14 protein-coding genes and 1 pseudogene are annotated in these 14,248 nt (G+C 56.8%); 5 read left to right on the top strand and 10 right to left on the bottom strand.

Annotation, left to right across the window (positions count from 1 at the left end):
* Positions 1-346: 346 nt before the first annotated feature.
* From V8689_RS11335 to V8689_RS11305, 7 genes and pseudogenes are all read right to left on the bottom strand, one after another.
* Positions 347-823, bottom strand: a complete 477-nt coding sequence (locus V8689_RS11335; RefSeq protein WP_060766064.1) for a hypothetical protein — start codon at positions 821-823, stop codon at positions 347-349.
* Positions 820-1,047 (bottom strand): hypothetical protein, encoded by a 228-nt coding sequence (locus tag V8689_RS11330; RefSeq protein ID WP_060766063.1) that lies wholly within the window; start codon positions 1,045-1,047, stop codon positions 820-822. The genes V8689_RS11335 and V8689_RS11330 overlap by 4 nt, the downstream gene beginning before the upstream one ends.
* Positions 1,037-1,192 carry a hypothetical protein gene (locus tag V8689_RS11325; RefSeq protein WP_155717274.1) on the bottom strand — a complete coding sequence of 52 codons (156 nt, stop codon included), beginning with the start codon at positions 1,190-1,192 and terminating at the stop codon, positions 1,037-1,039. Before V8689_RS11325 ends, V8689_RS11330 begins: the two co-directional genes overlap by 11 nt.
* 635 nt (positions 1,193-1,827) lie before the next feature.
* A complete protein-coding gene (locus tag V8689_RS11320) occupies positions 1,828-3,465 on the bottom strand; it encodes a recombinase family protein (protein WP_060766062.1) in 1,638 nt (545 codons plus the stop codon).
* A gap of 59 nt (positions 3,466-3,524) precedes the next feature.
* Positions 3,525-3,716, bottom strand: a pseudogene (locus V8689_RS11315) (FKBP-type peptidyl-prolyl cis-trans isomerase); the annotation flags it as partial.
* Between the two features lie 233 nt (positions 3,717-3,949).
* The gene (locus V8689_RS11310; RefSeq protein ID WP_056787659.1) at positions 3,950-4,570 is read right to left on the bottom strand and encodes a hypothetical protein; all 621 of its coding nucleotides are present in this window, start codon (positions 4,568-4,570) and stop codon (positions 3,950-3,952) included.
* A gap of 78 nt (positions 4,571-4,648) precedes the next feature.
* Positions 4,649-5,617: a hypothetical protein gene (locus V8689_RS11305; protein WP_019821429.1), complete on the bottom strand. Its 969-nt coding sequence runs from the start codon at positions 5,615-5,617 to the stop codon at positions 4,649-4,651.
* Positions 5,618-5,820: 203 nt separating this feature from the next.
* Here V8689_RS11305 and V8689_RS11300 point away from each other — a divergent pair, with 203 nt between their 5' ends.
* Both V8689_RS11300 and V8689_RS11295 read left to right on the top strand, forming a co-directional pair.
* Positions 5,821-7,317 (top strand): PAS domain S-box protein, encoded by a 1,497-nt coding sequence (locus tag V8689_RS11300; protein ID WP_434520715.1) that lies wholly within the window; start codon positions 5,821-5,823, stop codon positions 7,315-7,317.
* Positions 7,318-7,419: 102 nt separating this feature from the next.
* Positions 7,420-7,692 carry a DUF1652 domain-containing protein gene (locus tag V8689_RS11295; protein ID WP_003190355.1) on the top strand — a complete coding sequence of 91 codons (273 nt, stop codon included), beginning with the start codon at positions 7,420-7,422 and terminating at the stop codon, positions 7,690-7,692.
* Here the strand turns inward: V8689_RS11295 and V8689_RS11290 are convergent.
* The 3 genes from V8689_RS11290 to V8689_RS11280 form a co-directional block, all read right to left on the bottom strand.
* Entirely contained in the window at positions 7,655-8,848 is a 1,194-nt protein-coding gene (locus V8689_RS11290; RefSeq protein WP_056787663.1) for an MFS transporter, read from the bottom strand. The genes V8689_RS11295 and V8689_RS11290 overlap by 38 nt on opposite strands.
* 88 nt (positions 8,849-8,936) lie before the next feature.
* Positions 8,937-9,245 carry an RcnB family protein gene (locus V8689_RS11285; RefSeq protein WP_056787665.1) on the bottom strand — a complete coding sequence of 103 codons (309 nt, stop codon included), beginning with the start codon at positions 9,243-9,245 and terminating at the stop codon, positions 8,937-8,939.
* A gap of 213 nt (positions 9,246-9,458) precedes the next feature.
* Complete coding sequence (locus V8689_RS11280) at positions 9,459-9,950, bottom strand: REP-associated tyrosine transposase (RefSeq protein WP_052224669.1); 492 nt, start codon at positions 9,948-9,950, stop codon at positions 9,459-9,461.
* Between the two features lie 266 nt (positions 9,951-10,216).
* On the opposite strand from V8689_RS11280, the gene V8689_RS11275 reads away from it, so the two are divergent.
* The 3 genes from V8689_RS11275 (at position 10,217) to V8689_RS11265 (ending at position 14,171) form a co-directional block, all read left to right on the top strand.
* On the top strand, positions 10,217-10,774 hold the full coding sequence (locus V8689_RS11275; protein WP_056787669.1) for a helix-turn-helix domain-containing protein: 558 nt from the start codon (positions 10,217-10,219) through the stop codon (positions 10,772-10,774).
* 11 nt (positions 10,775-10,785) lie between these two features.
* Positions 10,786-12,132 (top strand): glutamine synthetase family protein, encoded by a 1,347-nt coding sequence (locus V8689_RS11270; RefSeq protein WP_056787672.1) that lies wholly within the window; start codon positions 10,786-10,788, stop codon positions 12,130-12,132.
* 179 nt (positions 12,133-12,311) lie between these two features.
* Positions 12,312-14,171, top strand: a complete 1,860-nt coding sequence (locus V8689_RS11265; protein WP_056787675.1) for a DUF3857 domain-containing transglutaminase family protein — start codon at positions 12,312-12,314, stop codon at positions 14,169-14,171.
* Positions 14,172-14,248 lie beyond the last annotated feature (77 nt).

Here is a 14,248-nt window from a genome sequence, read left to right as displayed (position 1 = left end):
GAACCAAACATCACACCATGCAGATGTTCGCAGGATCGCTCTAGAGCGACGTTAACCTCTACCCACTGCCCCAGGATACAAAATCAAAGAAAAGTCCTCCCGGCCCCATCAGCGGGCGCTACAGAGCCATTACCCATAGTATCTCGCTGAGAACCAAGATTAAACGTTATATCCGTTGAGAAATGACAAAGTTTCCAGTGCGGATGTTAGGTGTGTTAAGCACCTGATCGGTGATCCCCAATGGTTATCGGATCAAACGACTTTTCTTGATACATAAAAAAAGCTTCCTACCAGCGTTAACCAGTAGGAAGCATCCTGTATATCCATTGTTAATGACCCTAAATTGTCACTCCGGAATGACCAACGGTTTGTAGCAAGCTTGAACCTCTTTTTCGATGGATACTAGTTGCTTCGCCTTAGCGGCTTCTGCTGCCTTACGCTCTTCTTCTTCAGCTGCCTGAATGAGTTGTTGACGAAGCATATCCTGATATCGTGCATGTTCAGCTTGCAGGTGGGCAATGTACTTTGCTTTCTGCTCTGCCCGGATATTAACAATGTCTTCTTCTTGCCTTGATCCAGGCTTTATCATCCAGCACAAGTTGTTCAGTGGGGCGAGGCTTACCGGTTGACTTAGTGCCATCGTGAAACCGTCTTTCGCTTTGTCAATCACTTGTTGAAGCAGATCATGCGGTAACGGAGCGCGGATAAGCTCCATTGATTGCGTGGTGCTTCTATATACATTAACCCAGTCAGCAACACGCTGCTCATACTCAGCTTCATCCCACTGCGGAGGAACCCCTGAAATCTTAATCTTCTCTGTCATTTGTTAATTTCCTTCTGTTTGTTAATAATGATTTTGGCAATCGCCTTTTGAATGATATCTAAACGAAAAGCTTCAAGATCAAAACCCGGTGAAGCGACGACTGCTGATGATCGTTCAACTACCACTGGCTTACCGGTTACCTTGCTTGCCTGTCGCTTGGCCTGCCGTTGTTTGCGATTAGCGTTTGCTCGTTGCCCCCCTTTAATGTATGCCTCAACGCTCATAACGGGCACCGCATGTTATGTGTGCAGCGAGCATTTCAAGCATGTCACTACACCGCTGACCTTCTGCACGATTCCCGGTAGCTGCCGCCGCTGCTTTCAACGATTTATAATATTTCATCTGCTGGTGAATTTGTTGATTGGTCACGTTGCTTTCCTCCTTAACGTGTATTGGACAGATGGTCAGCGACCACTTTATTCAGATACGTATTGATACCTTGGTTACGTGCGTAAGCAACTAGAAACAAATCAGTATGTAAAGAAGTAGGCAGGCGAAAAGTAAGCAATACTGACTGCTCCTTCAAAGCCCTCCACTTCTTACTCCTACATTTCCCGCTGCAAGTTACAGCATCAGACCTTTTGTTTGTTAGTGGAGACCGGCAAGACAGGCACAGCTTAGCGTTTTTCATGCGTGAAACCTCCATAGGAAGTAAGTGTAATGGTATCTATCAGGACGAATATTCTGACAGGAAAAGAATGACCTCTCGTTCACAATGAAGTGATCGAGAGAGCAAGGAGAATTGGTGCCACTATGGAAGAATCACAGCGGCAGGGAGCGAACTATAGGTCAAGGAAGGAAAGGCCATGAGCTACAGTTGCCCAACAACACCAAGGGGGCGGCGCTAGAGGAAATTGAAAGTAAGAGTGGACAGCCTAAGAAGCAAGAAAACTTCTCTCTTCAATACACCAATTATAACAATTAAAATCACACTTGTCTATACGCTGCAAGTGTTTTTTTGCACTTTTACATCAACTATCCTTGAGACTCTACAGTACCTACTTTTATTCCGGTACATCGTCGTTATATTCATACGACTGTGGTGCGGACACCAGTTTGTAGGCGCGACGAAGATAGTACCTCATTTGTTCAACCGGGTTATCGGTGGGCTTACCCCAGTCCAACGTCATAGGAAGCACAGGGGATATGATGGCTTCCTGACCCAAATAAAGTATCCTGTAACCCAGTGTGACGTTGCTTTTAGGTTTACGTTTTGGCCCGAGATATAACCAAGGATACAACTCACCAGCCACCTTGAACAACTTGTTTGGGTAAACGACAATCGAATATTCTACCTGCCTCAACAGAGCACTGAGTTGAATCGGATCATGAATCATCATTTGATCTTGTGCAAGAACCGCAGCGAACCCACCACCAGCATCCGGTGTACGCTCCAAAACAGAAAGCTCTTCGTCTACAAACTTACGCCGATTGCTTTCCTCTTCTAGCTTATTCCACAACTCAGGAATATCAAGCGCAACTGCTTTTTCAGTAAGAGTCTTAATCGACGCGGTCAGAGTATCTCGCTCATTTTCCAGTACCAGCTTACGCTTATCATTAACTGTAAGCTGGACTTTTTGCAATGCCTTATCTACCCAGTGTGTAGCAGTCTCTGAGTAGATGTAAACTGCAACCTGATAAGGAATGGTTTCATCGTTTGTACATCCTGCTTTCTTCAACCGATGATATGTCCCGCATCGTAGGTTGTTCGGCTTACCGTCCTTATGGTGAATGATGTAGCTTGATCCGCATACTCCACACTTCACAAGACCAACAAGAAAATGCTTCGACGTACGTTCTCTGGGCTTAGTCGCTACCTCTTTCTTTCTCCGTTGTGCCTGCATGAACAACTCAGGAGTTACAACAGGCTCGTAAACATTCGGTATATCCTCTGCGTCTTCCTTACCTTTGTGATACTCCCAAGTTCCAATAGCCGCTTTATTTCGCAACCAAGCTTCGACAGTTGGACCCGAACAGGTCGCTAGCTCAGGCACACCACTACCACGCAAGCGGTTAGCGATTGTAGTTTTGCCAATGCCACTCACATACCATTCGAAGGCTTGCTTGATGTATGGTGCAATAGCCTCTTTCAATACACCGTCAACTGTTAGCCAGATAGGAGCCCAGCGTTTTATTGACTTCCCTTCAATAGCTTGTTGCCGCCTGATTCCATAACTAGCGGTCACACGCTCACTCAGTTGCTTAGAGTAGCCATGTGCTGCCTGTATCTTTGCAACCAACAGGAACAAGTGACCACCAGCAATACTGCCGCTGTCATAAGTTACATTGTCGTCTAGGGTGACAATGCTCACGCCAGCTTCAATGATCGGACTGATAATTGTGTTTAGCATTTTCAATGGAGACAGACGGCCTGTGCGGTCGATGGCCTCAACCAACACTACGTCGCCCGGCTTGATGGCTCCCGCCTCCACTGCCTCTAACAGCATGGCAAATCCACCACCATCTTTGATGTGATCGCCCTTGTACCCTGATTTGCCAAGGTCAGAGTATTTGAGGTCTGACAGGGTGTGGTTAGGGTTCTGGCCAAGCCAGCTCATCACCATCTGGTGCTGGCGTTCCTCGCTGTTACCGTGTCTCTGCTTGCCCGTGCTGAATCGAATGTACGGTATGGCGGCTGGCATCGGCCTGCTTCCTGCTGCTTAAAAGGGCAGGATACACCGCAGTGTCATTTGATGAAAAGCTGGTCCCAACCCTTGATCACGCGGCCAGTGCCGATTACGCACTGGAACGGTTTGCCCCGCTCCCAGGAGGAATCGAACACCGTGCCATCTTCCAGGGTGCCGGTGTATTGGGTGGTGATCAGCGCGCCCTTGACCACGGCTTTGCCGTCGCCCAGGCGGATGTCGGTGACCTGCAGTTCGTCGTTGCTCATGGGGTTCTCATTGAAGGGGTCAAAGGCTGGGGTTTTCCCAGAATTGGGTGGGTTTGGCAAGTGCAGGGGAATGGCCCACATGGTGGACCACTCGCTGGAATGCATACAGATCCAATTGTGGGAGCGGGCTTGCCCGCGAAGGCGGTGTGTCAGTCCCTACATCTGTGTCTGCACAGCCGCTTTCGCAGGCAAGCCAGCTCCCACAATTGAATCTGCATGCATCCAGAAGCCTTTTACAACCAATGCCAGAACCGGCTCCAGAACCCTCGCCCCAATTCATCCTTGCACCCGGCATATTGGCGCGCATACATCTGCGAACGCGCCTGCACCTTGCTCGCCACCGGTGGCAACCAGGCTTTGCTGGCGTAGGTGCGCTGGCGGTAGCCGCCCCAGCCTTCGTGGTAGTTCAGGTATTGGCCGTAGGCGTCGTACTTGTAGACGCCGTTGATGGTGTAGGTCTTGTCCATGTACCAGCCGATAAAGTCGATGGCGTCGTCGAAGTCTTCGCGATCAGCGCCGCTGCGGCCGGTGGCTTTGCGGTAATCGTTCCACACTTCATCCTTGGCCTGGGCATAGCCGGAAGCGGTGGACACGCGGCCCCAGGGGATGATCCATAGCAGGTATTTTCGCGGGGTCTTGGCGTCGTGGCGAAAGCCCGACTCCTGATACATGATGGCGAACGGCACCTGGATCGGTACGCCCCAGCGCTTTTGCGTGACCTTGGCGGCGTCGTACCAGTCGTCTTTTTCGCGCAAGATACCGCAGAGGTCGTTGGGCGTGCGTGGCGGCGAGGTGCCGCACGCCGCCAACAGGGAAGTGAGTAATAACAGTCCGACGGTTTTGCCTGCGCTCAAGGGGCACCTTTGTGGGATAAGGGTAAAATGCCAGCATTTTACCCCTTCACACAGGCGGCGTCCTTGCCGTAGACAGTTTTAAGCCAATGGCACGCGACGGGTAGTCAGCGCGATACGACCGATAAAGAAGCTCAACGCCGCGCCCAACAGCAGCATGGCCAAGGTGCTCCAGGCCGCGCGGGACAGTTGCTTGGCAGCGACTTCACCGGCTTCACGGGCTTTTTGTTCAGCTTGTTTTTTCAGCTCATCGACCTTTTGCATGGCTTGCTGATAAGCCTGGGCATAGTTGTCGACGATCTGAGTGGCTTCTTCTTTGCTCTTGCCAGTGCGGGCCGCGACGATGTTGACCAGCGCCTCTTTATCCGCTGCATTCAGTGCTGGCTCGCCGGACGCTTTCACACGTTCGAACCATTGCTTGAGCTCATCACCGGCCTGGGCAGGGTTGGTCGCTGCATCGGTGGCCGACTGCTTGCCATCGGCCGCTGCCTGATCGGCTTTTTGCTCAACATTGGCAGGGTCCAGCTCAGCCTTGCCGCTCTGCTTGAGCAAGGTATCCAGTTGGCCTTGCAGGCTGTTCCAGTCCAGCTCGATGCCCTGCTCGTTCAACTGCTGCTTGATGCTATTGCCAATTCCCGGCGCGGCGGCAGCAATGCCACTGCCGGCTGCGGACAGGCCTTTGCCCACGACGTTGCCGGCAGTGCCGACCACGCTGGAAGCCAGGCCCGCCAGCAGCCAAGTGGTGAGCAAGGTGGTCAAGGTCCAGGTCAGTACCCCATGCAGGCCGCCACGATCCGGCGCGGTGCGGCCGGCCACAAAAGCGCCCAACGCGATGGCGACCAGTGTCGATACAAACAGCCAGATACCCGCACCTGTGCCAAAACCGCTCAGCGGGTTGCCCGCTTCCATCGGGTCAACAGCACTGGCGCCAATGGCGGTGCCCAACACACTCAAGACCAGGTAGGTGACCAGTGCGATTGCACTACCGGCCAATACCGAGCTCCACGACACACGAAACAGTGATCGATTGGTTTCATAGACAGTGGTCATACAAAGGTCCTTTTCAAATTGGGGAGCAAGGCAATGTGCCTTGTTGGGTGTGAGTGTGGCGAAACGACATACGTTCAGTCCTGGCCCATATGCACCAGACGCTCTGGTGCATTCGCACTGCCCCTTGGGCAATTACTCTGCACTATCCTGAAGCCGGGATGTCGTAACCCAATGTGCCTTGCCCTGCCCTAATCGGAGACGTTATGACCCAGGATGTTCTCGCCAAAGAAACCAACCGCCGCCAACTGCAAACCATCATCTCCGGGCTGTCCGACGGTGTGATTCTGGCCGAGGTCGACCAGACCATTCTGTGGGCCAATGAAGCGGCGTTGACCATGCATGGGGTCAGCGAGGTCAAGGAACTGGGCGTCAATACCGAGGCGTACGCCAAGCGCTTTGCCCTGCGCTATCGCAACAACCACCCCTTGCCACTGGACAGCTACCCCCTCAGCCGCGTGGCTGCCGGTGAAGAGTTCAGCGATGTGGTGGTGGAAGTCACGCCCGCCGACGACGAACACCGCAGTTGGGTGCATCGCCTGCGCAGCCTGGTGCTGACCGATGCCCAGGGCGAGCCGGAGTTGCTGGTGCTGATCCTCAGCGACGCCACCGAATGGGCCAGCGCCGAGCAACGCTTCGAGAAAACCTTCAACGCCAACCCGGCGCCCGCCGTGATCTGTCGCCTCAGCGACCTGCGCTACATCAAAGTCAACCAGGGTTTTCTGGAGATGACCGGCTATAACCGCGACCAGGTCATCGGCAAATCCGTGTATGAACTGGATGTGCTGGAACAGGCCGAGCGCAAGGACCTGGCGATCCAGCGCCTGGGCGAAGGCGCGACCATCCCACAGATGCAGGCCGAGCTGAGACTGCCCGAAGGCGGCAGCAAGCTGGTGATCGTCGCCGGCCAACCGTTGGACATGAATGAGGAAGACTGCATGCTGTTTTCCTTCACCGACCTGGAGCCACGACGCAAAGCCGAAATCGCCCTGCGCCAGAGCGAAGAGCGCTTCGCCAAATCCTTTCGCCTGACGCCCGTGCCGACCCTGGTGTGCAGTGCCGACAACCGCCAGGTGGTGGACATCAACGAAGCCTTCATGAGCATCACCGGCTACATCAGCGAAGAACTGATCGGCAAATCCATCGAAGACATCAACTTCATCGACAGCCCCCAGGCCGGCGCGCAGTTGTTCGCCACCCTGGAAAAAGCCGGCAACCTTGAAGGCCAAGACCTCAAGGTGCGCAAGAAAGGCAACGAGGTGATCGACTGCGTGGTGTCCGCCGACACCGTGGTTGTCCAGGACGTGCCCTGCTACCTGATGGTGCTGATGAACATCACCGAGCGCAAACGCTCGGAGCTGGAACTGGTGGCGGCCATCGAAGAAGTCATGCAGGACGCCTCCTGGTTCAGCCAGACTCTGATCGAAAAGCTGGCCAACGCCAAAAGCGTCAACAGCCCCAATCTGCCGAATGTTTCCTTCACCGACCTCACCGCCCGCGAGCGCGATGTATTGGGCCTGATCTGCGAGGGCCTGGCGGACAAAGAGATTGCCTCGCGCCTGAAACTGGCGCCCAACACCGTGCGTAACCATGTGGCCACGGTGTATTCCAAGCTGGGGGTGCACAGCCGTAGTGCAGCGATCGTCTGGGCCCGTGAACGCGGGCTGTTTGCCGGCGATTTGCGCCTGAAAAACAAGCCATGACCGTGCAAATGCACTAGTGCGTCTAGTGCGAATTCGCCTTATTGAGCGGCGGTGCAAGCAATAACCTTCAAGGGATCGTATTTATGCCTAGAAGGAACCCGCATGTTTACCCTCTCTCAACTGCGCAACTGCATCGAAGAAGGCCTGTCACCGCTGACGTGCGAATTCACCCTGTGCCGGGATGCGTCCTTGACCCTCAAGGTCTACGACGCAGAGACCGGCCGTGTCGACCTGGTGGTGACCGGCATCAGCACCAACCGCCTGCAGACCCCGCAGGAAGTCGCAAAAATGGTGGATGAATTGCGCTACGAGCTGCAAAGCAACAACGTCGGCAAGCTCACGCTGGATGATCTGCCTTTATCGCCGCTCCCATGAAATAAAACACCCCGCCGGCAACGATAAACGCCCCGAGCATGTAAAACATGTAATGGGCTGGCAGGCTGGCCAACACCACCCCACACAGCACCGGCCCCAGCGCGGCGCCGAGGTTGGACAGGTTTTGCGCCCCGTAATACATGCCTCGCAGGTGGTCCGGGGCAATTCGGTCGATAAACATGTACTCGGCCGGGAACACGATGATTTCCCCGACGGTGAATACCGCCATCGCCAGCACCCAGCCCACCACGCTGGTGGACAGCCCGAAGCCGATCAAACCCAGCATGAACATGCTCAAGCCAGCGATCAGCCATTGGCTCAGGTAACGGTGCGAGATGCGCCGGCCAATCAGGTACTGCAAGGCGATCACCAACACAGCGTTGGTGGTCAGCACCGCGCTGATCACCGTGTAGGTGTATTCGGCGGTCGTGGTGGTCACCAGGTATTGCGACAGGTAGGCCGTGAACTGGCCGAACACCACTGCGCTGAGTAAACCGCCGAGGGTGAAGCACACCAGGCGACGGTCCTGCAGCAAAACGCGGGCGACGGCGAGGAACGGCACCGGCTTTTGCGTGGCGTCCACCGTGGCCAAGTTACGGTCACCCCAGCGCCCGTAAAGCAGGAAAAAACCCAGCCCCAACAGCGCCGACAGAATAAACGGCAGGCTGATATCCAACTTGGCCACCATCGCGCCAAAGAAAGGCCCCACGGCATAGCCGATATTGGTGAGGGTGTACTTGATGGAAAACACCTCGCTGCGCGCGTCTTCGGGCAGCAGGCTGGCGAAGCCGGCTTTCACCGCAATATCGATGACGGCGTAGGCCAGGTTGATCAGGATCAGGCAGCCATAGAATGCCCAGATATTCTGCGCCAGCACCGTGCCGATAAACCCCAGCACAAACACCAGGCTCAAACCCAGCAACAGGCGATAGCTATCGATGCGGTCGACCAGGAAACCGCCGTAGACACTGAGCAGTGAGCCGACGATCAGCGAACTGCCGATTACCAAGCCGACCTGGGTAATGTCCAAGGCGAAATGGCTGGTGAGGTAGATCACGAGGTAGGGAAAGGTAATGGCCTTGGCCAGCGTCAGCAACAACGTGGCGCACAGCAGCAGGTTCACGGTGCGGGGGTAGTTTCTGATGGTGGCAAGCATCCTGCTCTCATTCTTCAAAGGTAACGCGACCATTGCGGTCGGTTACCTTAACCCAAGAACCATGAAACGAGCAGGCGCCCAGGGGGGATTATTTCTTGACAGGGGTAATCTCAAGAATGGTGCCGTTGGTGGTCTTGAGCAGGACGTACTTGTCGCCTACGCGCGCCCACTGGCTTTCCTCTTCGGGCTGCTTGAGGCCGCGTTTTTTCCAATCGCTGATGGCCGACTCCTTGCGCATCAGGATATCCGGCGCGCGGTCGCCCTCTTTCAAGTCGCGAGCGTTGATGTTTGAAGGTTGCACGGTTTCCTGAGGGGTATCGCCGGCCTGCACTACAGCACTGACGGTGGAAAAGCTGGCAGCGACCAGCAGGCAAGCGGCTAAGGTTTTCGACTTCATGGGTGCTCCTTCAATTAATGGTGCGTACCCAGGTTCCGACCGCGGCGGCGCGCAATCATTCAGCCTTGTTTCCTGTGGCCAGAGATTGCTCCCGCTGGGCTGCGCAGCAGCCCCAAAAAGCCACACCTCGCATCCACTGAGCGTATGCGGTGAATGGGTTGGGGCCGCTTCGCGGCCCAGCGGGAGCAATCTCTGGCCACAAGGGGTACGTCGTTATAGCCAGGCGGCGTCCCAGAGTGAGTAGTCGCCAACATGCTCGACCAGTCCGGCTCGCAGTGGGTTCGCGATGATGTAGCGAGCAGCCTTGATAAGGTCTTCATCCGCCCGCACCGCACGATCGTGATAGCCGTACTGCCAGAAAGCTCCGTGTGTACGACGGGCTCGGTTGATGGCCAGTGTGCTGCACGACTTCACTCGTTTCATCACCTCAGGCAGCGTCGCGTCTCGCAGTTCAAATAACCAGTGAAGGTGGTCCGGCATAATGACCCAGGCCAGCGAGTTGACCAGTCCAAGGTCATGGGCTCGTTTAAGCTCGGCAACCAATAGCCGCCCCAGGTAAAGATCGGCAAACACCGGGCGACGTTGATAAACCACGGCAGTTACCAAATAAGCTCGGCCAGGTTCTGAATAACGGCCACGTCGTAACAAATGAGAATTGGGTTTGTGAAGCAATCCTTTGCTCCCCTGAATGGTTGAATGGTCCATTCAACCTAGCAGGCACCTGAGATGTCCCTGCTCAATACAGTTTCCCCATATTTCCCAATTCCCCGTGGCGAGGGAGCTTGCTCCCGCTGGGCTGCGCAGCAGCCCCAAAAAGCCGAACGCGCCCCCACCGGAAACATGCGGTGAATGGGTTGGGGCCGCTTCGCGGCCCAGCGGGAGCAATCTCTGGCCACAAGGGTTTGTGCATATCGTTTGCGATCGTGAAAATAATCGTGTAATTTTTCATGAAATTATTCGATATAAATTTCATGACCCCACAAGAAGAGCTCGCCACACTCGCGGCGCTGATCCACGACCTGCGCAAGCACAAGAAACTCACCCTGGCCCAACTTGCGCAAAAAATCGAGCGGTCGGTGGGGTTTCTGTCTCAGGTCGAACGTGGCCTGTCGCGCCCGACCGTGGCCGATTTAACCGCCATCAGCCAAGCCCTCGACGTGCCCACCACCTACTTCTACAGCCTGCCCAAACCCAAGGCAGTGGACTGGGTCACCCGCCCCAATGAGCGGCGCACGGTGTATTACGCCAATGGCATCACCGACATCCTGGTGTCGCCGAGTATGAACGGCGCGTTTTCGATGCTCGACAGCCTGTTGGCCCCCGGTGCCAACAGCGGCGAGCAAAGCATGAGCGACCGCGCCGAGCAGGCCGGGTTTGTGCTCGAAGGCGAGCTAACCCTGTGGGTGGATAGCGAAGCCGAGCCGGTCACCCTCGGCCCCGGCGACAGTTTCCACCTCGCCAGTTTCGCCCACTGCCGTTATGCCAACCTCACCGACCTGCCCGCCCGCGTCCTGTGGGTTTACAACTAGGAGCTGCACCCGTGAAAAGCCAATCCTCCACGTTGCTGGCCGAAGTACGCAGCTTTCGCCAGAACCACCCCGACGTGCGCTATGTCGACCTGATCGCCCTGGATATTCCCGGGCATTTCTACGGCAAGCGCTACCCGGTGGAGATGCTTGAGAAAGTCGCAGCCGGCAGCCCGCTGAAGCTGCCGCAGAACGCGGTATTGCTGGGGGCTCAGGGTGGGCTGTTCAAGATTGGCGACTACTGCTTCAACGATGGCGACCCGGACGCCAATCGCCGATTGGTGCAGGGCACGCTCAAACCGGTGAACTGGGAGTCGCAGCCATTGGGGCAAATGCTCATCACCTCGGACGGCACCGAAGCACCCATCGAATTCGAACCCCGCGAAGTCCTGGCCAAGGTGCTGGAACGCTTGCAGCACCAGGGCATTCACCCAGTGGTGGCGTTTGAGCTGGAGTTCTACCTGTTCGATAAACAGCTGGAAAAGGGCCTGCCGCAATTTGCCCGCGACCCGCTCAGCGGGGATGCCGACGACCAGCCCAACCTGCATATCGAACGGCTGTCGCGTTTCAGCGACGTGCTCGACGACATGGCGCAAACCGCCAAAGACCAAGGCATCGACATCACGGTGATCACCGCCGAAATCGGCCCCGGCCAGTTCGAGATCAACTTCGGCCACTGCGACGACGGCCTGCGCGCCGCCGACTGGGCCGCCCTGTTCTGCCGCAGCACCCGTGGTGTGGCGCTCAAGCAGGGTTACCGCGCCAGCTTCATGGCCAAGCCCTACCTGCAATTTCCCGGCAGTGGCATGCATGTGCATGTCAGCCTCTACGACGCAGCGGGCAATAACCTGCTCGCGGCCCATCAGCAGCAGCCATTGCGCCACGCCGTGGCCGGTTGCCTGGAATTGCTGCCCCACTGCATGCCGATCTTCTCGCCCAACCACAACGCCTTCCGCCGCCTGGGTGGCACCGTCAACGCTGCGACGCGGGCGAGCTGGGGCTTTGAAGACCGCGATGCTTGTGTGCGCATCCCCGAGTCCGACCCGCGCAACCTGCGGATCGAGCACCGACTGGCCAGCGCCGATGCCAACCCTTACCTGGTGCTGGCGGCAATCCTGGTGGGCCTGGAGCACGGGCTTGAGGCCAAGCGCGAACCCATCGCGCCACTGAACGAAGACCGCAACAGCGGCACCGATTTCCCAGTGGAAATGCTCGCCGCCGTGCGTGCCATGCAGCAGCAACCGGTACTGCGCGACAAGCTGGGCGCGGAATTTGTCGACGTGTATTGCGAGAACAAACGCCAGGATCACTTGGCTTTCCAGCAAGAAATTCATGCGCGCGAATATCGCTGGTTTCTCTAAACACGCGCCGCGCTAGCGGTATACAAACCTTGACCCAAATCAACGGAAGGCTCTAGCACGGGCCTTTCAGGCTTAAAAATTGTCGAACAATCCTGGTCTTTGCCGTTGAGATCCATTATCATCCGGCGCCTTCTCGCTACCCGCCGGGTAGCTGTTTCAATGTGTCACCCGAGGCGCCCATGTACCGTTTTTCGTTTCACCGCCCTTTGATTGCTATCAGCCTGGGGCTGGTTTCCCATTCTGTCAGCGCTGCACTGCAACCCCTAGCCGAAGCCCCACTGGCCAACGACACCGAATTGCACTGCCACTTCAACCGCGACGCCAGCACCGACTGCACCACCACCTACCGCTACACGATCCTCAAACCCAACGGGCGCGAAATGCTCTCGCGCATCGATTTCGATTACTCCGAAGGCGATACCTTTGAAGTGATCAGCGCCCAGTCCACCCAGCCTGGCTCCAAGCCGGTCGCCCTCGCCGACACGCAAATCGATACCCGCAGCGCGCCCAACCCAGACCAGGGTTTCAGCCGCGACAAGCAAACCTCCCTGGCCTTCCCCAACCTGCGCGTGGGCACAAAGATCCGCTACACCGTACGCCACCACTATCCGGCAAAACCGCTGATGAGCCAGTTCCATTACGTGCTCAAGTTCGGCCCCGGCGCGGCCCGCCGCGATCGTTTCAAGGCCCGCTTTACCGCCGAACGCCCGATCCAGTGGCGTAGTGAAATGTTCGACGCCTTCAACGTGACCCCTTCGAGCAACGGCAAAACCCTGGACGTGGCGCTTAAAGCGCCGATCTACCTCAACTACATCAATGAATCCTCCGCCGCCGCACTGCTGCGCGTCCCACGCCTTGAAGTGGGCAGCGCCGTGGACCGCCAGGCGTACTTCGGTGATTTTGCCCAGCGTTACAACCAGATCCTGGGCGCCAACCTGCCGGCGCAAGCCGCCGCCGCCGTGGCCGCCGCACGCAGCCTGGCGCCGGCTGAGCAAGTGGCCGCAATGATGCAGCACATCAATGATCACTACCGCTACCTGGGTGACTGGCGCGCAACCGAACGCGGCTACGTGCCGTTCAGCCTGGCGGAAATCGAGCAGCACGGCTACGGCGACTGCAAGGACCTGGCTACGCTGCTGACGGCCATGCTCAAAGCCAGTGGCATCAAGGCTGAGACCGCGTGGGTCAGCCGTGGCGACGTGGTCGATGCTTTGCTGATCCCCGGCACCCAGGCGCCGAACCACGCCATCGTGCGCGCCGAAGTGAATGGCCAAGTGTGGTGGCTTGACCCGACCAACCCGGTCTTTGCCCCAGGCCAGACCATGCCCGATATTCAGGACCGCTGGGTGTTGGTCAACGACGCCCAGGGCCAAGTGCGTGAAGAACACATCCCACTGGAGCGCCCCGAAGTCTCGATACGCCTGGACAAACAGGTGCAATACGGCAAAGAGGGAGATGGCGCGGTCAAGGCGACTATCACTTTCAGCCGCCTGCCGCTGATGCAACTGAGCGTCGCCGACCGCCAGCAAGGCACCACCGCCACCGACCAGAACATCTGCGCCAACTTCGGCAACGACATCAGCGACTGCCAGATCACCCGCGAACCCACCCGCTTTGTGGTACATGACGGCTACAGCGTCACCGCCCGCATGAACGATCAGCGCGCCCTGGAAAAACTGGCCAATGACTATGTCTACACCGACCCGTCCTTGAAAGACCGCTGGGAGGGTTACGTCAACTATCGTCGCCAGGGGCAACAGGCCGACCTCTACCTGGGCAACCCCGAAACCTATGACTACACCTACACCCTGACAGGCGGGAAGATGGAAAAAGCCATCCCCGGCTGCAAGGTACGCTCGCCGTGGTACGACCTCGACCTGGACGGAAAACTGGAAGACGGCTCACTGCGCTATCACTATCGCCTGAGCCAGAAAAAACGTTGGCTGACCCATGCCGAAGTCACCAGCGATGCGTTCGGCAAAATGATTGAAGAAGCTCGGGCCTGTGCCGAGCAGGTGCATCAGGTGGTGAAGCTCTAGACCATCCCTGACACAACACAGTCCAAATGTGGGAGCTGGCTTGCCTGCGATGACGGCGGGTCAGCTTGCACATGAGT

This window comes from Pseudomonas sp. AK181, from assembly GCF_051122975.1.
Taxonomy (GTDB): Bacteria; Pseudomonadota; Gammaproteobacteria; order Pseudomonadales; family Pseudomonadaceae; genus Aquipseudomonas; species Aquipseudomonas lactis.
Note: the sequence above shows the minus strand (reverse complement) of the source record. Positions and strands in the feature narration are given on the sequence as shown.

Bases quoted from the DNA above. Each gene is read 5' to 3' on its own strand.
- V8689_RS11265 (WP_056787675.1), top strand. From the start codon at position 12,312: ATGTACCGTTTTTCGTTTCACCGCCCTTTGATTGCTATCAGCCTGGGG.
- V8689_RS11285 (WP_056787665.1), bottom strand. From the start codon at position 9,245: ATGAAGTCGAAAACCTTAGCCGCTTGCCTGCTGGTCGCTGCCAGCTTT.
- V8689_RS11335 (WP_060766064.1), bottom strand. From the start codon at position 823: ATGACAGAGAAGATTAAGATTTCAGGGGTTCCTCCGCAGTGGGATGAA.
- V8689_RS11295 (WP_003190355.1), top strand. From the start codon at position 7,420: ATGTTTACCCTCTCTCAACTGCGCAACTGCATCGAAGAAGGCCTGTCA.
- V8689_RS11275 (WP_056787669.1), top strand. From the start codon at position 10,217: ATGACCCCACAAGAAGAGCTCGCCACACTCGCGGCGCTGATCCACGAC.
- V8689_RS11290 (WP_056787663.1), bottom strand. From the start codon at position 8,848: ATGCTTGCCACCATCAGAAACTACCCCCGCACCGTGAACCTGCTGCTG.
- V8689_RS11300 (WP_434520715.1), top strand. From the start codon at position 5,821: ATGACCCAGGATGTTCTCGCCAAAGAAACCAACCGCCGCCAACTGCAA.
- V8689_RS11320 (WP_060766062.1), bottom strand. From the start codon at position 3,465: ATGCCAGCCGCCATACCGTACATTCGATTCAGCACGGGCAAGCAGAGA.
- V8689_RS11280 (WP_052224669.1), bottom strand. From the start codon at position 9,950: ATGGACCATTCAACCATTCAGGGGAGCAAAGGATTGCTTCACAAACCC.
- V8689_RS11305 (WP_019821429.1), bottom strand. From the start codon at position 5,617: ATGACCACTGTCTATGAAACCAATCGATCACTGTTTCGTGTGTCGTGG.
- V8689_RS11330 (WP_060766063.1), bottom strand. From the start codon at position 1,047: ATGAGCGTTGAGGCATACATTAAAGGGGGGCAACGAGCAAACGCTAAT.